Annotated in this window: 22 protein-coding genes; 9 read left to right on the plus strand and 13 right to left on the minus strand. The window is 44.1% G+C overall.

The window, feature by feature from the left end:
- Nucleotides 1–12: 12 nt before the first annotated feature.
- From trpCF to E5672_RS04195, 4 genes are read right to left on the minus strand one after another with little or no spacing between them, the layout of a single operon-like run.
- The gene (gene trpCF / locus E5672_RS04180; RefSeq protein WP_136781070.1) at nt 13–1,422 is read right to left on the minus strand and encodes a bifunctional indole-3-glycerol-phosphate synthase TrpC/phosphoribosylanthranilate isomerase TrpF; all 1,410 of its coding nucleotides are present in this window, start codon (nt 1,420–1,422) and stop codon (nt 13–15) included.
- A complete protein-coding gene (trpD, locus tag E5672_RS04185; protein ID WP_014948943.1) occupies nt 1,415–2,446 on the minus strand; it encodes an anthranilate phosphoribosyltransferase in 1,032 nt (343 codons plus the stop codon). The genes trpCF and trpD overlap by 8 nt, the downstream gene beginning before the upstream one ends.
- Nucleotides 2,439–3,071, minus strand: coding sequence for an aminodeoxychorismate/anthranilate synthase component II (locus E5672_RS04190; protein ID WP_136781071.1), 633 nt, complete (start codon nt 3,069–3,071; stop codon nt 2,439–2,441). The genes trpD and E5672_RS04190 overlap by 8 nt, the downstream gene beginning before the upstream one ends.
- Nucleotides 3,068–4,804, minus strand: coding sequence for an anthranilate synthase component 1 (locus E5672_RS04195; protein ID WP_136781072.1), 1,737 nt, complete (start codon nt 4,802–4,804; stop codon nt 3,068–3,070). The genes E5672_RS04190 and E5672_RS04195 overlap by 4 nt, the downstream gene beginning before the upstream one ends.
- 278 nt (nt 4,805–5,082) lie before the next feature.
- Between E5672_RS04195 and E5672_RS04200 the strand changes: the two genes are divergently transcribed.
- The 6 genes from E5672_RS04200 to dkgB all read left to right on the plus strand — a co-directional run bounded on the left by E5672_RS04200 (nt 5,083) and on the right by dkgB (nt 10,427).
- A complete protein-coding gene (locus tag E5672_RS04200) occupies nt 5,083–5,940 on the plus strand; it encodes a PHP domain-containing protein (protein ID WP_136781073.1) in 858 nt (285 codons plus the stop codon).
- 243 nt (nt 5,941–6,183) lie between these two features.
- Nucleotides 6,184–6,804 (plus strand): L-threonylcarbamoyladenylate synthase, encoded by a 621-nt coding sequence (locus tag E5672_RS04205; protein WP_014948946.1) that lies wholly within the window; start codon nt 6,184–6,186, stop codon nt 6,802–6,804.
- 223 nt (nt 6,805–7,027) lie between these two features.
- Nucleotides 7,028–7,891 (plus strand): segregation and condensation protein A, encoded by an 864-nt coding sequence (locus E5672_RS04210; protein ID WP_136781074.1) that lies wholly within the window; start codon nt 7,028–7,030, stop codon nt 7,889–7,891.
- On the plus strand, nt 7,878–8,471 hold the full coding sequence (gene scpB / locus E5672_RS04215) for an SMC-Scp complex subunit ScpB (RefSeq protein WP_014948948.1): 594 nt from the start codon (nt 7,878–7,880) through the stop codon (nt 8,469–8,471). The genes E5672_RS04210 and scpB overlap by 14 nt, the downstream gene beginning before the upstream one ends.
- Nucleotides 8,472–8,511: 40 nt before the next feature.
- The gene (rluB, locus tag E5672_RS04220; RefSeq protein WP_136781075.1) at nt 8,512–9,408 is read left to right on the plus strand and encodes a 23S rRNA pseudouridine(2605) synthase RluB; all 897 of its coding nucleotides are present in this window, start codon (nt 8,512–8,514) and stop codon (nt 9,406–9,408) included.
- Between the two features lie 215 nt (nt 9,409–9,623).
- Nucleotides 9,624–10,427, plus strand: coding sequence for a 2,5-didehydrogluconate reductase DkgB (dkgB, locus tag E5672_RS04225; protein WP_136781076.1), 804 nt, complete (start codon nt 9,624–9,626; stop codon nt 10,425–10,427).
- A 228-nt stretch (nt 10,428–10,655) separates the two neighbouring features.
- Here the strand turns inward: dkgB and E5672_RS04230 are convergent, their stop codons facing one another.
- Together E5672_RS04230 and E5672_RS04235 are read right to left on the minus strand one after the other, a co-directional pair.
- Nucleotides 10,656–11,228 (minus strand): sugar O-acetyltransferase, encoded by a 573-nt coding sequence (locus E5672_RS04230; RefSeq protein ID WP_136781077.1) that lies wholly within the window; start codon nt 11,226–11,228, stop codon nt 10,656–10,658.
- Between the two features lie 41 nt (nt 11,229–11,269).
- Nucleotides 11,270–11,941: a DUF4097 family beta strand repeat-containing protein gene (locus tag E5672_RS04235; protein ID WP_136781078.1), complete on the minus strand. Its 672-nt coding sequence runs from the start codon at nt 11,939–11,941 to the stop codon at nt 11,270–11,272.
- A 670-nt stretch (nt 11,942–12,611) separates the two neighbouring features.
- On the opposite strand from E5672_RS04235, the gene E5672_RS04240 reads away from it, so the two are divergent.
- The gene (locus E5672_RS04240) at nt 12,612–13,106 is read left to right on the plus strand and encodes an arsenate reductase family protein (protein WP_136781079.1); all 495 of its coding nucleotides are present in this window, start codon (nt 12,612–12,614) and stop codon (nt 13,104–13,106) included.
- Nucleotides 13,107–13,118: 12 nt separating this feature from the next.
- Nucleotides 13,119–14,405 carry a DUF445 domain-containing protein gene (locus E5672_RS04245; RefSeq protein ID WP_136781080.1) on the plus strand — a complete coding sequence of 429 codons (1,287 nt, stop codon included), beginning with the start codon at nt 13,119–13,121 and terminating at the stop codon, nt 14,403–14,405.
- Nucleotides 14,406–14,540: 135 nt separating this feature from the next.
- Here E5672_RS04245 and tmpT read toward each other — a convergent pair whose 3' ends face one another.
- From tmpT to E5672_RS04275, 6 genes are all read right to left on the minus strand, one after another.
- A complete protein-coding gene (tmpT, locus tag E5672_RS04250) occupies nt 14,541–15,194 on the minus strand; it encodes a thiopurine S-methyltransferase (RefSeq protein WP_136781081.1) in 654 nt (217 codons plus the stop codon).
- A gap of 105 nt (nt 15,195–15,299) precedes the next feature.
- Entirely contained in the window at nt 15,300–15,656 is a 357-nt protein-coding gene (locus E5672_RS04255; protein WP_012517879.1) for an outer membrane protein assembly factor BamE, read from the minus strand.
- A 124-nt stretch (nt 15,657–15,780) separates the two neighbouring features.
- A complete protein-coding gene (recN, locus tag E5672_RS04260; protein WP_136781082.1) occupies nt 15,781–17,466 on the minus strand; it encodes a DNA repair protein RecN in 1,686 nt (561 codons plus the stop codon).
- A gap of 421 nt (nt 17,467–17,887) precedes the next feature.
- Nucleotides 17,888–18,397 carry a DNA starvation/stationary phase protection protein Dps gene (dps, locus tag E5672_RS04265; RefSeq protein WP_014976104.1) on the minus strand — a complete coding sequence of 170 codons (510 nt, stop codon included), beginning with the start codon at nt 18,395–18,397 and terminating at the stop codon, nt 17,888–17,890.
- A gap of 257 nt (nt 18,398–18,654) precedes the next feature.
- On the minus strand, nt 18,655–19,530 hold the full coding sequence (nadK, locus tag E5672_RS04270; protein WP_136781083.1) for an NAD(+) kinase: 876 nt from the start codon (nt 19,528–19,530) through the stop codon (nt 18,655–18,657).
- Nucleotides 19,531–19,620: 90 nt separating this feature from the next.
- Nucleotides 19,621–21,978, minus strand: coding sequence for a fatty acid cis/trans isomerase (locus E5672_RS04275; protein WP_240692159.1), 2,358 nt, complete (start codon nt 21,976–21,978; stop codon nt 19,621–19,623).
- Between the two features lie 242 nt (nt 21,979–22,220).
- Here E5672_RS04275 and E5672_RS04280 point away from each other — a divergent pair, with 242 nt between their 5' ends.
- A complete protein-coding gene (locus E5672_RS04280) occupies nt 22,221–23,111 on the plus strand; it encodes an aspartyl protease family protein (RefSeq protein WP_136781084.1) in 891 nt (296 codons plus the stop codon).
- 354 nt (nt 23,112–23,465) lie between these two features.
- On the opposite strand, the gene E5672_RS04285 is transcribed toward E5672_RS04280, so the two are convergent.
- Nucleotides 23,466–24,569, minus strand: a complete 1,104-nt coding sequence (locus E5672_RS04285; RefSeq protein ID WP_136781085.1) for an L-dopachrome tautomerase-related protein — start codon at nt 24,567–24,569, stop codon at nt 23,466–23,468.
- Nucleotides 24,570–24,888 lie beyond the last annotated feature (319 nt).

Raw genomic sequence — 24,888 nt, forward strand, 5'->3', positions numbered from 1 at the left:
CCTGTATTTAAATTAGTAACGGCGGCAAATGGCAAAAAGCGCGTCGAGTTTTTCTTCGCTTTTCACGCCGGGTGCGGTTTCTACGCCTGAATTCACATCAATAGCACCACTGCCGGTTGCAATAGCATCTGCAACGTTCTGGGCGTTGATACCGCCAGCAAGCACTAACTTATGCTTTGCTTCGATATCGTTTAATAGCTGCCAGTTGAACGTTTCGCCTGTACCGCCTTTTGCATCGCCTACTTGGCAATCCAGAAGAACTCGGCTTAAAAGGCTATTATTTAAGTGTCTGTCCACTGCGTCTGGTAGTGCGCCAGAAGAGGTTGCTTTAACGCCTTCGACTTTCCAAATTTCACAACCTTCTGGAAGCTTGGCAGCAAGCGCTGAAATGTAAGCTTCATCTTCGCTGCCGTGAAGCTGTACGGCAAAAAGGTTAAGCGAGGCGGCGAGTGATGCCACTTTATCAATGTCGTGATTAACGAACACACCAACAAAAGCACCGTCAACGCTTTGTGTTATGGTCAAAGCCTGGGCTTCGCTCACACAGCGTGGCGATTTTTCAGCGAAGATAAGCCCGCCAAAGCTTGCGCCTTTATCGAATGCCATTTGTGCTTGTTGGGGGCTGGTAAGCCCACACACTTTAACTGCACCATTCACTAACGTTTTTACTGCGCGCGGCAGGTCAGCCTCGGCCATTAACGCACTGCCCACCAAAAAGCCTTGGGATACAGGCGCTAAACGAAGCACGTCTTGGTGTGTGTATATGCCCGACTCTGAAATAACCACGTAGTCGTGCGTGGCTTTTTCAAGCATGGGCACAAGGCGTTCGGTGGTGGCTAAATCGGTAGAAAGGTCGCGTAAGTTGCGATTGTTGATACCAATGATGTTGGCTTCAAGAGCAATAGCGCGCTCCATTTCTTCTTCATTACTTACTTCGGTAAGAATGTCTAAAGACAGAGCATTGGCAACGCTTGCCAACTCTCGATATTCGTCATCATCTAGCACGCTAAGCATTAATAGCACGGCATCAGCATTGTAGTGACGGGCTAAATACACTTGATAGGTATCAACGAAGAAATCTTTATTAAGCACAGGCTGAGCAACACGCTCAGTGACATAAGCTAAGTACTCAAATTTACCTTGGAAGTACTTCTCGTCTGTCAGCACAGAAATACCGGCAGCATAAGGCGTGTAAGCCGCTAAGATCTCGTCTAAATCGAAATGCTCTCGAATAAGGCCTTTTGAAGGCGATGCTTTTTTGCATTCGAAGATAAAGCCTGCGTTTGGTTCACTAAGCGCGGCAAATAAACTCTTTTCAGAAGGTACTAGATTCGCCTTAAAGCTTTCTAGCGGCAATGCCTCTTTGCGTGCGGCCACTTCTTTTTGTTTGTCTGCAACAATTTTCTCAAGCACATTAGCCATTCGTGCTTACCTCCTGAGTAATTTTGGCAACCTTCGTTAATAACTGCATGGGTAACCCTTCGGCCATAGCGTTCATTGCCATTTCAGCCCCTTCTTTGAAGGTTGAGGCTTTGCCGGTTACTTTCAACAGTGCCCCGCAGTTCATAGCAATAGCGGCACGGTGCGCCTCTTTACCTTCGCCGTTTAGCGCTGCTTCAACAAATTGTCTGTTTTCTTCAGGTTCACCGCCCTCAATCGCAGAAAGAGGATAATGAGGTAAACCGAAGTCTTCGGCGGTAACGGTAAGCTTGCGAATATCGCCATGCTCAAGGTCGTAAATCATTGATTCGCCGTGAAGCGCCAGTTCATCCAAGCCATCGCCATGCACTATCATTGCGCGGTGTTGGCCAAGCAGCATAAGGGTTTTTGCGTAAGGTTCAAGCAGTTCAGGCGAGTATACGCCGAAAACGCCGTGAGTTGGACCCGCCGGGTTTGCCAGCGGCCCCAGTATATTAAACAAGGTTCTGGTCTTCATCGCAGCGCGCACGGGGGCTGCGTGGCGCATACCAGCGTGATAAACCGGTGCAAAAAGAAATGTGAAATTTGCTTCATCTAAGCACTTGCGGGAAGTTTCTGGGCTTATCTCTAAATTAAGACCAAACTGTCGAAACAAATCAGCAGAGCCAGACTTACTCGATACACTGCGATTACCGTGTTTCGCCACCTTCACGCCACAAGATGCGGCAACTACACCGGCTGCACTGGAAATATTAATGGTGTTGTGGCCATCACCGCCTGTGCCAACGATATCTGCAAACTCATAAGACGGTGTGGGAAAGGGCAGTGCATTGGCAACCATGGCACTCGCTGCACCCGCAATTTCGCTAGGAGATTCTTTTTTCATTTTCAGCGCAGTCAGCACTGAAGCAATCATCACTTCGCTTTGCTCACCGTGCATGATGCTGTTAAACAAACTGTATGCTTCGGTTTGCGATAGTGATTCTCGCAACATAATTTGTTCTAGTAGAGGGCCTGCGTTAAGCATGGTTCGCTCCCTGTAACGTTAAATAGTCAATACTTTGCTTTAACAGCAAACTGCCGTGGGCTGTTAAAATAGATTCTGGGTGGAATTGGAAACCCAACATGCGATCTTCGCTATTGTAAACTGCCATTACGGCTTCGCTTCCGTCGTCGTTCACGGTAGATGCGCACACAGTAAGGTTTTCAGGCAATGTATGTGCCACTAAAGAGTGGTAGCGTGCTACATGTAAGGGCTGCTGTAAGCCTTTGAACATGGCGTCTTCAGAATGGGTAATAGCAGAAGACTTGCCGTGCATAACTTGGCTGGCGCGACCTACGGTGCCGCCGTAATGCTCAACAATAGCTTGATGGCCTAAGCAAATTCCAATAACGGGGAACACGCCGTGTACCTTTTTAAGTAGCTCAGGCATACAGCCGGCTTCACTTGGTGCGCCTGGACCTGGCGACAACATAAGAAGCACAGGGCCTTTCGTTGCTTGTTCCTGCATTCTTTCAAACAGAGCATTTGCTGAAACCGTGTTGCGATACACCTTAATATCTAGGTTTAAGGTACGCAGTTCATCCACAAGGTTGTAGGTAAATGAGTCTACATTATCGAGCAAAAATAGGGTGGTCACTTGCTGATTCATGCGTTGCCTCCTTCATTTAATGCAACGTTGATACTTTCAGCTTCTTCTTGTAGCGCTGCTTTTACTGCACCAATTACCGCTTGCGCCTTAGCGCGGGTTTCATCAGCTTCAGCTTGTGGAACCGAGTCATATACTACACCTGCACCAGCTTGAATATAAGCCGTGCCGTTTTTCACAAACGCTGAGCGAATGACAATACAAGTGTCCATATCGCCTTGACCATTCAAATAGCCAACCGCGCCGCCATAACTGCCGCGGCGTTTTTTCTCTACTTCACGAATTAACGTCGCTGCGCTTACTTTTGGTGCGCCAACTAGAGTGCCCATATTCATGCAGGCTTGATAAGCGTGCAGTGGATCTAAGTCGTCACGTAGCTGGCCAACCACGCGCGATACCAAGTGCATCACGTGTGAGTAACGGTCAACTTTTAGCAAGTCTTTCACATAGCGCGTACCTGGGCGACTCACTTTTGCAACATCGTTTCGGGCAAGATCAACCAGCATAATGTGCTCAGACTTTTCTTTGGTGTCTTCGCGAAGGTTAAGCTCAATACGGCTGTCTAAATCTCTGTCGATACTGCCATCAGGGCGCTTGCCACGTGGACGGGTACCGGCAATCGGGTAGATCTCTACCTGATTGCTTTCTCTTTCGTATTTAAGCGCTGATTCGGGAGAGGCACCAAATATACTGAAAGCGGCATCTTGCATGTAAAACATGTAAGGGCTTGGGTTTGATTCTTTAAGTTTAGCGTAAGCAAGTAGCGGCGACGGGCAGGGGAGAGAGAATGTGCGCGATGGCACAACCTGAAAAATGTCGCCGGCTAAAATGTGCTGTTTTAAGTCCAGCACATGGTTGCAAAACTGTTCATCACTTAAATTAACGCTAACTTCAACACTTGGGTCAAAAGAAGAAAGTGACTGTCCGTTTTCGGTTTCGTTTGGGTTTTCTGAATCGGAAACGAGTGACTGTCCACTTTGTGCTTCACTTTCTACATCAGTAATCTTTGCTGTATTTGCACCTACTAACACAGGCTTGGCAGGCATATCGTGTAGCTGCTGATGAATGGCTTCTAAGCGCTGAGCAATGGCAAAATATTGCTGGGCAACGTCTTGTCCGCTAAAAACACTGCCGATTAAATGGGTCTCGCGGGTTTGGTGATCAACGGTAATTAAAGTTTCTGCCAGGTAAAACACAAAGTCTGGACAGTCATTTTCACCTTCAGCAACATCAGGTAGCTTTTCAAAGCCTGCAAGCATGTCGTAGGCAAATACCCCGCCTAAAAATATAGCGTGGGGATGTTGGCGAATTGGCGTTATCTTATTGATAACAATGCGAAGCGCGTCCATTACGCTTGCAGCCTTTAAGCGGCTGTCTTCGTCAAGCTCGCCGTCGGCTTCATCGCATACCATGGTAATTGAAGTGTCTGTCCTTTCTTTGATGTGTAGACCGTCAGGGGCGTGGTCTACAAATAAAGGTAATACTGAAGCGCCGTTTCCTGTCAGAGCTTTCACTTCAACGCGGTTGCCCCGACATTCCATGCGCAGCGCTGCGTCAACCATTAATAAGCTTTGTAAGTCGTCTTTAGAATCAATTTCTGCCGACTCTAAAAGCAGTGCGTTGTTTTTATTTCCACATAAGTGAGCAAATGCCGCTAGTGGGTCATCTACGTAGTGCCCCACTTGCTCAATTGTCTCTACCTTACCTGGGGAAATCCCCAGTTCCGCTAAACTCATTTTTGCTACTCTCCAACTGCAAAAAGATAAAAAAAAGGCCCGTATAAACGGGCCTTTATGTGTATTCATTCACGCACTACAGTGCACACCGCCCGTTAAGTTAGGGAGTGCCACCACCAAGCTGCAACTGTCATTGCTGTCGAAATGTCGTATGAATGCATGAATTACTCGTTGTTTTTCCAAACTTCAATAGGATTTGAAGCCGTTAGTACGTATACTTTGTGTGTATAGAAGAAAACAAATTGCCCTTTGTGTCAACCTAAAATTTGCATAAGACATTGAAAATAGATCTACATAGTCATACAAAATTCTCTGATGGCCACTTAACGCCAGAAGAATTAATCCTTCGCGCGCACACTATGCAGGTGGATGCGCTTGCCGTTACCGACCACGATACTGTAGCCGGTTTGGAAGAAGCACACGCTACTCAATCAAAGCAAAAACGTGCATTAACTATTATTGATGGTGTTGAAATTTCCACCACTTGGCACAGTTTCGATATCCATATAGTTGGATTAAATGTGGACAGACACTGCCTAACGTTTCTTAAACGGCTACAAGGTCAATCGGAAACTCGTGAAGCTCGGGCTGCAAAAATTGCTGATAAGCTGGAAAAGTGTGGGTTTGAAGGCGTTTTAGCGCGTGCTAAAGCGCTAGCGGGCGTTGGTCAAGTAACGCGGGCGCACTTTGCGCGCGTATTGGTAAACAATTACGGTGTGCCAAGTATGGACGCCGCGTTTAAAAAGTATCTAGGCAAAGGCAAACGAGCTGCAGTTAAAGCAGAGTGGCCAAGCATCGAAACGGCTATCGAGTGGATCCACGATGCAGGCGGTCAAGCTGTATTGGCTCATCCAGCCCATTATGACATGACAGCAAAATGGCTACGGCGCTTGGTGGCGCTGTTCGAGCAAGCCGGTGGCGACGCTATTGAAACCGTATTTCCAGGTATTAATAAAACCAAACAAGAGCTTATTAATGAGCTTGCACAAACCCATCAGTTGTTAGCATCGGCGGGCTCTGATTTTCACTTTCCGTCTCGTTGGACAGAGTTGGGTAAGAATTTAGGCATTAGCACTAAGCTCACACCCGTATGGCATAATTGGAAACAATTTGAAGGGCTGACGGCTGAAAACTAAGAAAATCTAATTTGCCAAGCTCTGGGTATAAATGGGTGATGTAACGCAAATGGTTTACGGACGGTTGAAGAGCGCTATTGCTTATTAAAATGCCGAGAGTTGGCTAGTAAAAAGCCTAAAAGCGAGTTTAACCAACGAGCTTAACCAGCAAGCTCAACAAGTGAAGCTCAACAAGTGGACAGTCACTTAACCTATTGGCAAAGTAGTATCATCGACCTGTGCTAGCAAGAAAAGGAAGTATTTATGAGTCAATTTTTCTATGTGCACCCCGACAACCCGCAAAAGCGCCTAATTAGCCAGGCTTGTGAGTTAATTCGAGAGGGTGCAGTGGTGGTGTATCCGACAGACTCAGGCTATGCCATAGGCTGCCAAATGGAAGATAAAAAGGCGCTTGAGCAGTTGTGTCGTATTCGTCAAATCGATAAAGATCACAACTTTACCTTAATGTGTCGAGACATGTCTGAGCTATCAATTTACGCAAAGGTAGACAACACGGCGTTTAGGCAAATTAAAAACAACACGCCAGGGCGTTACACCTTCGTGTTGAAAGCGACCCGCGAAGTACCAAAGCGTTTACAAAACCCTAAACGTAAAACCATAGGAATTCGCGTGCCCGACAACGCCATTGCACTTGCATTATTGGAAGAGCTGGGCGAACCATTGATGTCTACATCTTTGATTTTGCCAGGTAACACCATGGCCGAATCAGACCCAGATGTCATTCGCGACAACTTAGAAAAGCAAGTAGGGCTTATTATTCACGGTGGTTACATTGGTGAGCAGCCCACTACCGTGGTTGATTTGTCGGAAGACACGCCAGTAATTGTGCGACATGGCACGGGCGATCCGTCTCCCTTTGAGTAACTTTCGTTTTACTGTTTTTTGAACAGATTGTTGTAGATAGCTTATTTTAAATGGCTTCTTTTGCTTGTTGTGGGTGAAAGTTATAGTAGGAAACCGTAAGCTAAGTGTCTAAGGCCTGTTGTGCGTTGGTGTACAGCAACGCACGACAGGCTCTTGCATGAACGCGTAAATAATAATATCAATAATCGCCGCTTTGTTAGCGCGTAAAAACGGTTGTGGAACTGTGTCAGAGCTTGTTAAAGAAAACAATAACGATAATGAGGCCTCTGTTGAGAAGGGGCTTTCGACACCTGTTCAGCAGCGGTTGCCACTTGCGTTTATTAATGGCGAAGCGCTAATTGAAAAGCCCGAAGATCTCTTCATTCCCCCAGACGCGCTAGAAGTCATATTAGAAACCTTCGAAGGGCCGCTCGACTTACTGCTTTATCTGATTAGAAAACAAAAGTTTGATATCACCACATTACCCATAGCTGACGTAACCAAGCAGTATATGGAATATGTGGATGCCATGATGTCGCTAAAGTTAGAACTGGCGGCAGAGTACTTGCTGATGGCAGCCATATTGGCTGAAATTAAGTCCAGGCTTCTACTACCTAAACGCAGTGACGATTCCGACGAAGAAGAAGACCCGCGCGCAGAGCTTATTCGCCGGCTAAAAGAATACGAGCTAGTAAAGCAAGCTGCAGAAGATTTAGATATTCAGCCTAGACTTGAACGGGATATTTTCACCACTCACGTTGAACTAAGTGAGAATGTGGCGCCAATTCGCATTGAGCCCGACGTGTCTTTAGCTGAAATTGTATTGGCGTTCAGTGCGGCTATGAAGCGCGCTGAAGCGTTTGAACACCATACCATTGCACGGGAAGCACTGAGCACGCGAGAGCGCATGTCACTCATCTTGTCGTTACTCACAACAACAGAGTATACGCCGCTTGAACGCCTATTTACGGTTGAAGAAGGTAAAGCTGGCGTAGTGGTTTGCTTCTTAGCAATTTTAGAATTAGTAAAAGAACAGCTAATTTTATGCATTCAGGCAGGTCCTTATGCAAAAATTCATGTAAAATTAGGTGCCCATGAAGAAAATTAACACGGCGCAGCTTAAACAATTGGTAGAGGCAGCAATATTTGTTGCTGATAAGCCTATTTCAAAGCAGCATTTAAAAGAAACGGTACTCAATGAGTTTACCGTCGCTGATAGAACCTTGAGTAAGGTGATTAACGAACTAAAGTTAGACTATCAGCCAAGAGGCATTCAACTGGTGGAAGTAGCAAGTGGCTATCGCTTTCAATCGTTAGATGCGTTAAGCCCGTGGTTAAGCAAATTGTGGCAGGAAAATGCGCCAAAGTATTCTAGAGCAATGCTCGAAACCTTGGCACTCATTGCCTATCGTCAACCTATAACCCGCGGAGAAATAGAGCAGGTCAGGGGCGTGGCGGTAAGCAGTAATATTATAAAGACACTCACAGAACGAGACTGGGTAAAGGTAGTAGGTCACAAAGAAGTGCCTGGGCGACCAGCGCTTTATGCAACTACCAAAGGCTTTTTGGACTATTTTTCGATGACGTCGTTGAGCGATTTGCCCAATGCTGATGCTTTCGAAAACATGGCTGAAAGCGTTGCGTCAGACTCGCCGCTTAAGGTGTTAAATGAGGCACCGTCTGAATAGACCGTGCGACCGTAAACAAGCAATTAAAGAGTGAAATCCCATGACTGAAAAGTTGCAAAAAGTACTGGCTAACCAAGGGCTAGGCTCGCGACGAGAAATGGAACGTTGGATTGAAGAAGGCCGAGTATCGGTCGATGGCACCAAAGCAACATTAGGAGATAGAGTCGATCACACTGCACAAATCCGTGTTGATGGTCATTTGCTATCTCGTCAAACAGAACAGCCAATTTGCCGTGTTTTGATGTACAACAAACCCGAAGGTGAATTGTGTAGCCGTCACGACCCTGAAGGTCGCGATACTGTATTTGACCGTCTTCCCGCTATTCGATTAGGACGTTGGATCACGGTTGGTCGTCTAGACATGAACACCAGTGGTCTACTGTTATTCACCAACGATGGTGAATTGGCTAACCGCCTAATGCACCCAAAATGTGAAGTAGAACGCGAGTACGCAGTGCGTGTATTCGGTGAAGTAACGGGCAAAACGCTACATACCCTTCAAAAAGGTGTAGAGCTGGAAGACGGCGAAGCAAAGTTCCTGACAATTTCAGGTGCGCCTACGCCGCAGCATGCTGAAGATGAAAGCATGAACCGTTGGTACAACGTGACTTTGAAAGAAGGACGTAACCGCGAAGTGCGTCGTCTTTGGGAGTCGCAAGGCGTGCAAGTAAGCCGTTTGATTCGTGTTAAATATGGCCCAATTGAACTGCAAAAGCGTCTACCGCAAGGTGCGTGGGTAGAACTAGGATTAGAAGACGTAAACGCGCTTCGTAGCCATGTTCAACTGCCGGATGAAACGCAAACTATGGTTAATGTACGCCAGGGTAAACTTGACCACGCTCGTTTAAGTCGCATGCGTCGCTCGGTGAAAAAGCATAAAGTGCGTAAGCAACAAGGCCTGAACAAACGTGCTGGGCGCCCAGGCAAACGCAAATAGTATTCCACTCAATTTATATGAATGCACAAGGCCGTTAGCGTATGCTAGCGGCCTTTTTTATATCTGCAGAAAATAAAAGTTTAATAACAACCAAATTCGGTAGATTAAGCCTATGAATCATTAAGTGCATTGCGATCTTCTTTTCAAACGATGGCGTAGGAAATTATGAATTTGCTACAACAAGTAGAAAAGGCCATACGGAATAGGAGATTGTTATGAAAGACATGCCTCAACTAGGAATGGGAACGTTTCGACTGAAAGGTGACGAAGCCCGTGAGTCAGTGAGTAGCGCATTAGAGGTTGGTTTCAGGCACATTGACACTGCTCAATTTTATGACAACGAAGCAGAAGTTGGCGATGCCCTAAAAACAAGCGGACTCGATAGAGGCGAACTATTTGTCACCACCAAGGTGTGGCATGAATCCTTGGGTGAAGACCATTTTATTCCAAGTGTTCACGAAAGCTTAGAAAAGCTGAAGCTAGAGTATGTTGATTTGCTTCTTATCCATTGGCCATATCCTGGCAATGATATTTCTCTAGAGAGTTACTTAGACAACCTTGCAAAGGTGAAAGAGCAAGGACTTACTCGTCACATTGGAGTATCTAATTTCACCATTGATTTGCTAGGCAAGGCCGAAGAGATTTTGGGTAAGGGAGAGATTTACACCAACCAAATTGAAATCCATCCTTTCATGCAAAATAAGAAGGTTGTTGAAGCTTGTAAGGAAAAAGGTATAAAAGCGACTGCATATATGCCATTTGCTGTTGGAAAAGTAATAAAGGACGAAACGTTATTGCGAATAGCGCAAAGCCACGATGCGACGCCGGCGCAAGTTGTTCTGGCATGGATGGAGAAACGCCACATTTATGCCATTCCTTCATCAACCAGTAAAGTACACTTGGCAGAGAATTTAGCTTACGGTGGTGTACATTTAACTGATTCAGAGCTCGCACTAATTGATGATCTTGATAACGGCGAGCGTATTGTTAACCCTGACTTTGCGCCCAATTGGGATTAACGCAAAGCAATACACATTCATTTTTTAAGTAGCGGGGCTAGCGCTAGATGCAACCCCGCTTTGTATACTATGTCAATTGCAATAGGCCGCCTAAGGGTTTAACAGGCGGCATTTGGATATTCTTGAAATTTACCTGCTGAGCTATACGAGTCAAAGTAACATCGATGAACGAGAATAGCTGGGTCTCATTGAAAGACGTATGCGTTAGTATGTGCTTGTGATAACGGGTCACACGTTCTGTTCGGCTTGCTCTATTTCTTTAATTACTTTGGCGGGGTTCCCACCTATAACCACGTTGTCGCCAAACGACTTAGTTACCACAGCGCCAGAGGCCACCACCACATTGTCTCCCAAGGTTACACCAGGATTTATGACCGCCATGCCACCAATCCAGCAGTTGTCGCCAATAGTTATAGGCTTGGCGAACTCAATACCGGTTGCCCTTTGTACGGGATCCAATGGATGCGTAGCGGTGTACAGACCGACTTGAGGCGCAATCATACAGTTATCACCTATCGTGACCTTTGCTGCATCCAAAATCACACAGTTGAAGTTAGCGAAGAAATTTTCGCCTACATGGATATTTTCGCCATAATCGCATTTGAATGAAGACTCGATGTAAAGCCTCTTTCCAGTGCTACCAAACAGCTGTTTTAGCAGCCTGGTGCGCTTTTTGTGGTCGCTTTGACAAGTCGCGTTAAGCTCGTCTAATTGAATACGGCATTGCTTTCGCAACGCCGTTAACACTTTGTCTGACGGGAAGTATAAATCGCCAGCAAGCATCTTTTCTTGTTCAGTCATGTCATTCCGAAACGTTGGGCTTAGATATTCGAGCCGATACGTTACTGCGCACCACCGTAGCTTACAACGACTTTTTGCTTTAACTCGTCACTTTCAATGTCTAAGTTAACAGGGCGGTGCAATATAATGCTACCGTCTACAATCACCGAAGCACTGATCGACAGGGTAGGTTTGTTATCTGATTTATTACCCCAAGAGCTCTCACTTTCTTTATATACGATATCGCCTAAAACATGAGATGAGCCAGATAAAGTAATGTCGCCGTTAAGTGTTTTAATGTGCTTTTCAATAGTTGTATCAACAGCAGTTATGTCACCGTTGACGGTTTCAACGCTACCGCCAATTGTACTTTGTGTGGGAAGCGTCACATCTCCATTCACAGTCTCTAGGCTCTTAAATACATTAAGGTGTGAAGTTGCGCTTACATCGCCATTTACAATGTCGATATTTCGGACAGACACATGGCTTCCCATTTCAAGGTTGCCATTAACGATGCTGACTTCATCCGCACCAGCGTGATCGCTTATTTCCACGTTACCATTAACAGAGGAAATATCGCCCGCGTGTTTCCCTTCTGCTATGTCAATATTGCCGAGAATAGAGCTAAAGTCACTGCCTTCCAAAGCATTCGCGTTGCCAACATGGATAACGCAGCCAGAAAGTAAAGAGACAGAAAGCAACATAGCAGCACTAGCAATAATAGACTTTTTCATATTCTTATATCCTTAACGATTTTTATATATTTTAGGTAACACGCTTTGAAAGTTTTCGTTTCAAGCACAAATTTTCGTGTTGTTGGCATGCACATATCACATATCGTGCCATCGTAAAAAGACTAATGAAATCATGGGTTTAATAATGTTGGTTACCTACTAAAAAAAGGTTTAATGACGTAATGGATAATTTTATAGCCACATCTGCCAATAGATGGCGAATTTAACCATTTAAAATCAGGTGTACCTAAGTTCAGAAAGGGACAGACACTTGCTTGGAGGAATCAACGAGACAAAGAATAAAAAATGGACAGACACTACAATTTGAACAGATACCTTTTAATCTTAAGTTTCATTTTTTAATTGTATGTCCAAGAAGTACAGTCTAGTTAAGAAGGGGCAGACACTTCAATTTGAGCAGATACTTTTTGGTCTTAAGTTTCATTTTTTAAGTGTGTGTCCAAGAAGTGCAGTCTAGTAAAGAAAAGGACAGACACTTCAATTTAAACAGATATTTTTTTAGTCTCAAGTTTCATTTTTTTAAGTGTGTGTCCAGCGAGTACAGGTAGGGTTTTTAGGCTATGTGAGTGTCTGTCCATAGTTCTTACGTTACTCTTAATAGTATGTTGGTATTTGTAGTTTTTACTTTATTTAGTGAGGTTAGGTAACGATGATAAAGATTTATCACAACCCGGAGTGCGGCACGTCCAGGAATGTATTGGCGGTGATCAAGGCTGCTGGATATGAAGTTCAAATTATTGAGTATTTAAATGTTGGGTGGGAACGTGAACAACTAACTTATTTATTGAATGCAGCTAACCTTAGCCCTCGACAGGCGCTTCGCACAACAAAGTCGCCAGCTGCTGAACTAGGGTTACTTGATGAGACAGTGAGTAACGAAACTATTTTTGAATTGATGTTGAAACACCCCATTTTAGTGAATCGGCCTATTGTTTGCATTCCCAAAGGTGAATATGAAAAGTCCGCTTCATCTACTGAACTAGTAGATGAGGGTAAGACTGTTTCTAATAGTTTAAAAGAGACAGTAAAACTTTGCCGTCCAAGTGAAGCTGTACTGGATATTTTACCTGTATGGCCACAAGGCCCTTTTGCTAAAGAAGACGGCACACCATTAATAGACCAAGATGGCAAACGAGTAGTTTAAACGGAGCAGTTTATGCAGGACAAATACGCGCAGTTGAATAAGGCTAAAAGGCTTGCATTGGCCTGTTTGATTTTTGCTGCGGGTGTATTTGTCTTAACCGTGTTACTCCCCAAGTTTTATACAGGTTTACAAGGTGCATGGTGGTTGGGGCTTATTAAGATGGCCAGTGAAGCAGCGCTCATCGGTGGTCTAGCTGACTGGTTTGCTGTGACGGCACTCTTTAAACCTATTCCTGCCCGGTACCCTATTCCTCACACCAATATTGTGGCTAGCAACAAGTCCGTAATCGCTAATAACTTGTCATTGTTCGTTAAGGAAAAGTTCTTTCATCCCGAAGCAATAGAGAAGCTAATTCGGGACAGCGACCCTGCTAAAGGTGCGGGAAGGTGGTTGTCACAAGATAGAAACGCTACCCGTTTAAGTCGCTTTCTGTGCGATGCTTTTGCAGGCGTTCTGCGCGTGCTCGATGACAAACCTGTGAAAGCGTTTATCGCTAAAACCGCACAGAAGGGCATTAACCAACTTGATCTTAGGCAATTGATGGCAACCTCGTTAGGCGCCGTGACGAAAGAACGCCAGCACCAAGTCGTACTCGATAGGGTATTAGGGAAACTAGCTAAACTGCTCGCAGAGCCCGAAACTCAAATTTATATAGCAGATACGTTAGTAGTATGGCTAAAAACCGAATACAGTCGAATTGAAAAGCTCTTGCCCTCTAGCTGGCTAAGCGAGCAGGGGGCTCTCATTGCTGTTAAAGCCGTTTCAAGTATCTTAGAAGATATATACGAAGATGAGCACCACCCCATCCGACATGCGTTCGATGAGCAAGTACACGAATTTCTTTACGAATTACAGCACAGCCCGTTAATGGAGAAGAAGGTAAACAGCTATCGGGAAAAACTCATCAATGACCCAGCGTTAAACGCATACGTTCAGCAATCATGGGCTAAATTCCATCAATGGCTTTTAACGTCGCTTGAAACGCAAAATGGTAAAGCAGAAACAAAGGTGTCGGGCCTTTTGAAAGATTTGGGCACAACGTTAACCCAAGACAGTGAGTTAGCAAAAGCGTTTAATAAACACATTGGAGAAGCGGCTAAATATATGGCGCCTGAGTTAGCTGAATTTCTAACCCGTCACATACGCGATACCATCAATAGTTGGGATGAACGTGAAATGGCTGAGCAGGTGGAGTTGAATATAGGCCGTGATCTTCAAAAGGTTCGCATAAACGGCACGATAGTAGGCGGGTTGATAGGTGCAATGTTGTTTGGCATAGAGGCGCTGCTTGGCCTCTAGCCATTTATTTAAGCAAGTTGAATTAGCAGATGTGAGTATGAATAGCTTAAGTGTCGCTCTGTGAATCAGCGCTAGAACGCAAATTAAAAAGTAACTATTCTAACGCTTTGTATTGCCAACGAATCTTAAAAAAGTTTACTTCGCTGCTAGTGCAAAAACCAAGTTGTCAGCGTCTACCTTACCTTTCAAACCGCCTTCAAGCACTGAGCGCTCTAACCTCTGAATGTTGTAATCGGCTGAATAAAGAGACTCAACGGTTTTTTCGTTTACGCTAAATGGAGGGCCGGCCATTTCATTCTGGTCATACTCGAATGAAATGATTAGCTGGGGGGCGCATTGGGTAATAGCAATTAGGTGCGCAGCATATTGCTCGCGAAGCGGGCTAGGCAGCGCTACTAAAGCGGCTCTGTCGTAAACACCAGTAACGTCACCTATGTCGCTTGATGTGAGTTTAAAAATATCGCCCACGTGTATGGTTAAGCCGTCTTTAGCATAAACCTTACCCTTTGCTGTTGGGGTAACGGTAGGCTCTGCGTCAAGCTCTTCAAACAGCTGTATAATAGCCACTTCGCTTAGCTCAGCACCAACCACTTCACAACCCTTGGAAAGTAACCAAGCAATATCACGGGTCTTTCCACATAGGGGAACAAAAATACGCTTTAAAGATGTGCTAGGGCTATCTTCGCCAAGCAGATATGATGCATATTTTACAAGAAGTGCATTCCCTTCAGGTTCGTGAAATCCAATCTCGTTCTTTTGCCATTTACTGTGCCAAAAACTATGTTCCATATAAACCTCAAGTAGGTAAGCGATATATCTCTAAAAAAACAGACGTTTTTATGAAGGGTATTAGAAACAAAAAAGGTAGCGAGAAACGCTACCTTTTAAACAAAATTAGTTATCAAGCGGTGTATTGAAGTCTTCAGATAACTCGAAGTCACCTTCAACCGTTGTCACTTTGTTGTCTACAAAGTTAATTACCATTTGCTTTTGAAAATCTTCACCACGCTTTTTCATACCGCGCTTCATATCGTAAACGTAGTACCAAGTGTCATCGTCGAATGAGTCTTGAACAACAGGGTTACCTAATACATAAATAACTTGTTCTTTTGTCATTCCAACGCGCAGCTTTTCCACATCTCTTTGGTCAAGAAAGTTTCCTTGAGGAACATCGATTCGATAAATCCAGTTCGAACAAGCGGTTGATGTAAGTGTGATACCAAGAATTACTAATAGGTGTTGCAACTTCATGCGTTAATTTGTCCAGTATTGCCTTTGTTAGTGTCATTGAACTTCGCTAAAGCGATTTTCGAGACTGTTTTATTGCAAGCGCGAAGGCATGCTACATTGACAACTATGACCAATCAACTGCATTTTAGTTCGATGCAGCGCTTTTCAGCAGTTCTTTTGCATTCGCTAACGCCGATTTGGTTACTTTATCACCGGCTAACAGTCTTGCAAGCTCATCGATCCTGTCTTGCTTAGTTAGCGCCAACATCTGGGTTTCTGTGCTTTCTCCATCGGTAAGCTTGGTAACAAACAGTTGATTATGTGCCTGCGCCGCTACTTGGGGTAGGTGAGTTACACACATTACTTGCGATTGCTTACCTAATTTGCGTAAAAGCCCACCAACGATTGATGCTGTTGGGCCGCTAATACCTGTATCGACTTCATCGAATATCATGGTAGGTGTTGCGTGATGTCCGCTCGCAATTACCTGAATAGCCAGTCCTATACGAGAAAGTTCACCGCCAGATACGACTTTCTCTAGCTTGTCTGCATCTTGCCCTGGGTTGGTGGACACTCTAAATTCGACGGCATCTAGGCCGGTGCTTACAGGCTTCTTAAGCTCATCGTACTGAATATGGATATCCACTTTCGCATGAGGCATATTCATTTGACGAATTTGTACTTCAATATCTTCACTGAGCTTACCTGCTGCGCGTTGCCTGCTCTCTGAAAGCGCTTTTGTTGCGGTTAAATACGTTTCCCGTGCTTTTTCTACTTCGCCTTCAAGCGTACCCAACAATGTTTCTTGTTCTGACAAAGCATTGAATTCGGCGGCTAGCTCTTGGTGATATTGATATAGCCCTTCTGGCATCACGGTATGCTTACGAGCAAGTTCCATCGCTTTCGCATAGCGCGCTTCAACTTGTTGTAAGCGAAGTGGATCGATTTCAAGGTGATCGCAGTAACTACGTAGCTCTCCTGCCGCTTCTTCCACCTGAATTGCAGCATCATTAAGCATAGCAATGATTGGCGTTAAACTAGCGTCGTGAGCCTCTAACTCACCTAAACGTTCAATACTGCTTTGTATAACCGACAGTGCATTGCCTTCATCACTTTCATACAAATTGTACACGCTGGTCTGGGCTTGCTCTAAAAGGCTTTGCCCATTGCTCAGCCGCTTGTGTTCTATTTCTAACTCTTCAAACTCGCCTTCCTCAATGGCGAATTCATCAAGTTCTTGAACTTGATAAGTTAATAGCTGAATTCTGTCTTCACGCTGCTGAGCTTGTTCTTGAAGCGCCTTTAACGTGCGCTGCTTATCACGCCAAAGAGAGTAGGTTTCTTTAACCTGCGCTAACAGATCATCGTGCTTCGCGTATCCATCAACTAATTCTCTTTGATGGTCTTCTTTCAGCAACTGTAAGTGAGTATTTTGACCGTGAATAGCCAACAAGAACTGGCCTAAGCCTTTCAGCTGCTGAAGTGAAGCGGGAATACCGTTGATAAACGCTTTTGAGCGGCCTTCCTTTGAAATAACTCTGCGAATAAAGCAGCTATTTTCGTCTTCGTCTGAGGTGAGTTCATGTTCGTCGAGAAAGGCTTTAGCTAATGTATTACCGCTTAAAGAAAAGTGAGCAATGATCTCTGCTTTTGCGCTGCCTTTTCGCACCGCATTGGCATCAGCGCGCTCGCCTAAGCACAAACTTAAAGCATCAATGGCGATGGATTTACCTGCACCGGTTTCGCCGGTTATAGCAGTCAACCCGTTTTCCAGTTGAACCGATAATTGTTTTACAACAGCAAAATTTGAAATAGAAAGATGCGCTAACATAACCACACTCGAAAAAGTTGAACATGATGATATATACAGTAACTGATAATATATACAGTATTTCTGTTGTGTAAAGTTAAGTCGCAAAAAAATTATTTAAAAATAACCTGTGTGGATAATAAGTTCAATAAAATCATATGTATATATTGTTTGTTGTAAAGGCGGGTTATGAGTAACCTATATTTGAACTCGCCTTGGAGGAGGAATTTAAAGAGGTTATGTCGGTTGGAAGAGCAGTAGTGAAGTGCTCCTATAAAATAAACCGATTTCTTGAATATATGCTGAGTAGTTTGCCGTTCTGACTACCTTTGGTTGTACTAAGACAAACAGTAAAAAGGAGAGCCAAAGCTCTCCTTAACATAACAACTTTCATCTATTGCAAATAGTTCGTATAACAATCTGCAAACACATTAGTTGTATGCTATTGCTGTAGTTCACCGCTGCCAGACTCAATATGTGCGCGCACAAACCACTGGAACTGCTCTAAATCTGCAAGTTGGCCTGTAATCATATCTTCTGATACTGGATCAATTTCACCTAGAAGCTCTAACGCTTTTCTATGGTCACCATTTACGCCATCATAAACAGCGTCTAGTGCTTTAAGGTGATCAAGTACTAAACCTTTACCCAGTTCGTAATCGTTCCAGCTTCGACCTTCAACAATGGCTTTTGGTGTGCCTTTTGGTACGCCACCTAGTGTCGCAATTCGCTCTGCAATTGTATCGGTCATTTCGCGTACCGCATCAACCTGTGGGTCTAGCATTTCATGCACGCCGATAAAATTTGGGCCTACCACATTCCAATGAATGTGCTTCAACGTTAACTGTAAATCTAATAGTGCAACCAATCGCTGATCCAATACCTTGATTGTTTTGGCAGCTGCATCGTTATCCATCCCAGGGGCAGTAAATTTGATATTGGTGTTACTCATGATATCTCCTATTGAATGCAAACAAGTCAGCGTGATGTTAATCATTGATAGGGTCAAACAATCGTTGACCCTGTGCTGACGGCTTACTTCGATAGGTGCAACAGGTATGCCGCATTATGAAATTGCTATAAGTGCAGGTTTTCGCGAAGAAAATTTTGTAAGATTAAAAAATCTTTATTTTTCAACCCTGTAGCGAACAAGAAAATGCTACAGGCTTATGTAATAAGTGCACGTAAGATTTTAAAAAAGAAATAACGCTAATAAAGCTTACTTCCCCAACCTAATTTTTTGCGAAGCACGTTGAAGTAACTGTAGCCCTTGGGGTGAACAAGATGGAGTTTGTCTGCGCTCTTATTAATACGTATTTCATCGCCGGGTAGTACGGGTAGGACAATATGGCTGTCGCAACTCACTTGAAGTGAATCACTGTTTACCTTCGACACCTTCATCGAAACCTGACTGCCTGCGTCAACAACAATTGGCCGGCTGCTCAATGTGTGGGGAAACATAGGTACCAACGTAAGTGCATCTAGCTTAGGCATAATAATCGGTCCGCCCGCAGATAAAGAGTAAGCCGTTGAACCTGTTGGTGTGGCCACTATCAATCCATCGCTGCGCTGACTGAATACAAATTGCTCATCGATATAAATTTCAAATTCCATCATATGAGCAACTTTGCCGTGGTGAAGCACCACTTCGTTTACAGCAGAGTTGTTACTTTTTAGCTTTTCGTGTCGATAAACTTCTACTTCAAGTAAGAAGCGCTCTTCCACCACACATTCACCGTTAAAGATAAGGTCAAGTTGTTGAGCAATATCATCGGGGTGGATATCAGTTAAAAAGCCGAGGTTTCCGCGGTTTACGCCGACAACGTGAATGTCAAAACGTGCGAGCACACGTGCTGCACCAAGCATGCTGCCGTCACCACCTACCACAACGGCAAGATCAGCCTCTTTACCAATAGTGACAAGGTTACAGCTTTTAAAGTTTTCGGTTTCAAGCTCTTCAGCAATACTTTCCTCAACCAATAATTTACAGCCTTTTGCCAGTAAATAGTCGGCAAGGATGTTCAAGCTGTCATGGGTTGCAGCGTGCTGAGGTTTTCCAATTAAAGCAACGGTTTGATAGGGCATGGAATGCTAATGTCCTCTCATTTCCAATGGTTGGACATTAGCACAGGTTTTTTGCAAAAGAAAAGCGTAAAACGCTGTATAAAGGAAGGTTTAGCGATCTTCTAACCGATTATAGTCGAGAAGGCCACCTTCAATAGGGTAGTGCTCGGCTGACCATTGCATTAATTTATCGCTAAACGACCAAAAATCAGGATTTGTCCGGCGCATGCCAACAACGTCGAGCAAGGCTTTGTAATCGGCTTCGCTTTTAATTGACTTCAGCTTTTCTATCGACGAAGTTATCTCTGAGACATTGATATACCAAAATGCGTCAGGGTAACTACCCAACAAACCATGAACGAGCGTGATTGAATCTTTAGAAGGCTCTCGGTTTTCCTCTTCTTCAAATAGACTATTTACATTGTAATGCGCGCTATTTCTAAGGGCAGTGAACACATCAATACTGTCTGGATTTGCGTCGTCTTGAATCACAATTATGGTAGTTTCAGGCATCAGTGTCGCTTGCTGAGCGGGAAGTGAGTCCAAGCTTGCTAATGCTTCGGCCTGTTCTGCGGATAGCAAACGTTTATCGTGGGTTGAGGCGTTCGGTTGTACCTTCGTCAAATATTGCGATAACAATTGATAAAGTTCTTGTTGAGGATCATCCGTTTCGAACGCTATGCCTGAGGGCTGTTCAAAACTGTTGATATCACCTTCCAAATAATCGGTTAGTTCAGGGCTGGCGTTTTGATACCAGGCGTCGAGAAGTTCATGGCGAGTGGCTGGGGGAAGTAGATTGAGGAAGTTCGACTCACCTTCCATACGCAAGAAATCCATATACAAACGAGTCATCAGCTGATGCCCATAGTTACCATAGACATCGAAACCGGCTGCAAGTAAGTAGTGAATTCGCTCCAACAAGGCGTAGTCAATAATCCACGCAGTTTTGGTCGGCTTACCAATCATTCCTTTTGCTACAGTGGCGTTATCGAAATGACGAAATACCGTCAAGCTAGCATTGGTATTATCGCCGTCGCCATCCCAAATGCTCGACAAATTCAGGTGCGCCCCGTCTTCAAACTCACTATTTAGAAAGGTTGTTCTTGCACGCATATATTCGCCTTGGCGCTTTGCGTACTTAACCCAGTTTACCGCAAGGGCTGAACTATCTTTTTCAGCAGGAAGGTGAAGGTTTTCTTTTTGAGCGGTGTAAAAAGCGTTCACTTTTTCAGAAGCTGCAATGTCTGGGTCGACAAAGAACACCCAGAACCGGTCGTTAATCACGTTTAGCGCGACTTGCCCTCGACATACTGGCCCTTTTATATAACCCATAATGGTGTTTTGAGCGCGTTCAAGCATAAACCGATAACGGCTTTCTACTGGCAATAAAGTAAAAGCAGTTAGAGGGTTGGCCGCCACTTGAGGTTTGTATGATGGCAATGATTCTACAGAAAAGTCGGCATCAACAAACCACGATTGCCATTTATCTAAAAGATCCTTATTAATGGCGTAAGCTTGATGTGTTTTACTCACAATAGTCGAGTGCACAGGCTGAAGGCGATAATAAACGCGCTCGACCTTAGGGTCGTCGAAGGGCCTGCGAGTGGCTATGATATCTAACGTTTGTCCTGGTGGTGTACGCGAGCGTACTAGGTCAAAAAACTGAGGTTTTTTTCCTTTTTCTGAAATGTCTTCGAAGTAGAGGTGAGACGTAAACAAGTGCTCGTATACATAACGTGCAGAAAGCTGCATCTTGTTGCTATCGCCATTTAGCCACGCTTCTAAGTCAGATACTTTTTCATTCAGCTCTTGAGAGAGCGCTTTGGGTAAGGGTAACGGCGCACCATGGTTTAACCATTGAATGAGTGTAGTGTGCTCAGCGTCAGACAGGGCTGGCAGGGCGTAGGGCATACCTCCTAGAGGCTCAACAGCTATATATTCCCCCATTTCATCTATGGTTGGACACTGGTTTTGTCGGTTTAAGCTTACATCGAAACTGTCACCTAAATGAGTAGTATTTGGCAGAGGATGCTGTCTTTTTAGCAAAAGCATTTGCGCTAGTACTGAGGATTGTGTTGGCGAAATGCTGCTATCTTCTTTTATTGGCAATACATCGTAAAAGCCGCGTTCGCGCCATTCGTTCACACCGTGTGCATCAAGAAACATTCTATTGGGTTGAGCGGCAGTAAGCCGCGTACCGTCATACACTTTCTCTTTGTTAGCGCCTCTGGCTATACCTTCTGGAGAGGACATTTTTAGTTGGCATGGCGCATCGTAACAGGCGTGGCAGACAACACAGCGTTGCGTTAAAACGGGATTTACTAGTGTATCAAAGAAATTGTCGGGCAAATTTTCCATGGCGGGCACGTCATCACTTGTCGAAAGTAAAGGTGCGTCAGGTTTCGGCCATTGCCATATCGCGATAGCGATAATTGCTATAAGCAATGAAGTGATACCGAATTTTTTCATAGTCATAGTCCATAGAAAAGTTGTAGCCAGTCTATCACTCATTTCAGATAAGGTGATGTTATAAATCTTAAAGCACATCACTTCGCTCTTGTACTAATCCTCCTTGTTGTTCTTCCGCAGTTGTAAATTCTCTTCTTTAAATAGCCATCTTATTATGCAATTCGTCGTGTTCAATCGACCTAAATTCATTCTTGTGATAGCGTGAAAACAAAGGATTAAACTACTAACATAAAAGGATATTTATGATTCGCTTAATTTTACTGTCCCTTCTTTTTAATTCATTCAGCGCATTGAGTGCCGTCACGGCATGGACAGACTTCACGCTAGATAACGGTCACGTGTTTCTACCTGTTACCATTGAAGGTATCGAATCTCGGGTTATGTTGGACTCAGGGGCACAAATAAACAGTATTAATCGCGCGTTTATCAGGAAGCATGAATTGGACCTTGATAAAGGACGTCCAGTAAATGTTAAAGGTGTCTATGATGTGGAGAGGCGCAATGCTTATAACAACGTAAGCGTTGAGATTTTTGGTACTGGTTTCGAGCTAGATTCATTAGTCGAAACCAGCCTGGGTCACCATTCCAATGGCATGTTGCTGGGTGCAGGCTTCTTTAACAATTTTATCGTCCAGCTAGATTATCCCCACAGAAAAATTCGTTTAGTGACGCGTGATTCACTGGATATGAGAGAGGTTGCAAATGTTACCGCCTCTTCCCAACAGGGAAGCGGTATGCCTATCGCACAAGTCGAGATAAACGGTGTAGCTTTATGGTTGCTGATCGATACCGGGAACTCAGGCACAATTTTAATTGACCGACGTGCTGCATCAAAGGCTGGATTGCTAGACAAAGTGGAAGGCACAAGCACATCCTTTGGAGCAAACAGTTCCGGCGTAAATGAGTTTGCTACGTCTGATGTGGTGAAGTTTGGTCCCTATGAGATTGGTGACGTCAAGATTAGTTTTCCTGCTGAAGGGCAAAAAACAAACTTAGAAAGTCAATACGAAAGAACTGGTAGCCGGATTGGTGGAAAGCGGGTAGTGGGCTTAATTGGCTATGATTTGCTGAAGGATTTTGTTGTAACTCTAGATTATCGTTACGGTAGGCTTCACATCGCGTTGCCGCAATAGTATTAACGTACTTTATTCACTAACTAAAAAATTTTATTTATTTGTGATTTTAAATGAATAGATAAATTTGTCTTCGGTTAAACAGAGGACTGTTTGAACAGTCGCTTAAATGTTGCTGGCTTCAAAGGCTTTGGCAGATAGCTAAATAGCTGCTCTGCCGCCACTTCTCTTAAGTCGTTACTGCAATTGCAGAAAAAGAGGCTAGCAAGCTACAACATAAGAGAGATGCAAGACCAAACGCTCTTTTCATAATTTCCTCACATAAATTAAGTTATTAGTAAAAGTGAGGGGCTGATTGCCCCCCGAGGCGGTTAGGAATAAATAGGGAAAATAGGTTTTATCCTCTATCTATATTTATTGCTCAAACCGGAAGCGATAGAGCACATAAGGTGGTTTCGCATTGCCTAACCCTTGGCTGAAAGCTGGGTGCTGATGCAGCTGGTCTTGAGTAACGTAAACATAACCCTTGCTTGTTGCAAGGCTATCGGGCCAAGACAGGCGCTTATCTTGAATAAGCGTTTGATACTTTCCTTTAGTTGTTAACCCAACCGCGTTATTTTCTAAATCGGTAGCTAACACACCGCCTCCTGGTGCCAGTGCAATACCGTCGCTAGGGTTTTTGGGGCCAAATACCTGAATAGATTTTTCTAGTTCATGGTTAGATAACGACATATCGCCTATAACGGATGTAGATATTTGATAGATTTTGGTGCCGGTAAATGCGCCAAAGTAAAGTGTGCCAGTATTTGGTTCTAACGCTATTGGGTTCAAACCAAATTCAAGCGGGTTTGGTTTACCATCATCGGTTTTAGAGGCAAGTAGCGATGCTTCAATAACAAGTTCTCTATCTTCAGGCATAAGATAAGAAGCGCTTTCTAATACGCGCTTAGATTCGCCCGTTTCGGTGTCAACGACAATAATTGCCGGCTTTGTCGCACCAGCAAAGTTGCCAAATGTCATGTCTGCGATATAAATTTTGTCGTGCTTTTCGTCAATAGCAAAGTCTTGAATAAACGAATTTGCTTTAAGTGCTTTGCTATCAAGTTCAATGGTTTTCACCAACGTATTTTCAGTGCTATCCCACGCGACGAGTTTGGCTGGTGAGGTTTCACTTCCCATGTCTAGCATCCAGACAATGCCTTGACTATCGCTATGTATACCTATAACGGCACTAAAGCCCACATCACCAGTTTCTGGGCCATCTGCCCAATCTAAATTAGGGAAGGGTTGTTTAGATCCATTAGCCATTACTTCAACAATCTTTAGCTTTGGATTATCAAGCGGGTGCATGCTAATAAGTAATCGGCCAGACGGAGTGACGGTAATACCTGCGCCTCTCGCGTCTTCAAATGTGGTGACTGGCTCTAATGGGCCTACTTCAGTGGCAGCGAACGCCACGCTGTTTAACATGCTTAGCCCAACAGTTGTAGCAATAACGAGTTGCTTTAATTTGATCATCTCTCTTCTCCAATTTTTGGTACGGGGTAAAAAGTCGGTACAGCTCAATTGCGACTGGCAGGAGAAGTGTAAAGATATAATTTACAAACAGTAACAGGCTTGCTTTTGAATAATTATCAAAAACTATTTGATAATAAATATGGAAAGCGAGAAGTTAGGACGCTTCGTTTTAAACGCATCATTTAGTGTCCTAAGTTGTTTTTATATTAAAACTAAAATTTCTCAGTATTTTTCAAAATCGTCCACAAAAATATTGTGGATACCCTTGATCACCTTAAATCTAGCCCCATAACTAAGCGCAACAGACTTATTCCCAATA

This window comes from Alteromonas portus, assembly GCF_005117025.1.
In the GTDB taxonomy this organism is placed as follows: domain Bacteria; phylum Pseudomonadota; class Gammaproteobacteria; order Enterobacterales; family Alteromonadaceae; genus Alteromonas; species Alteromonas portus.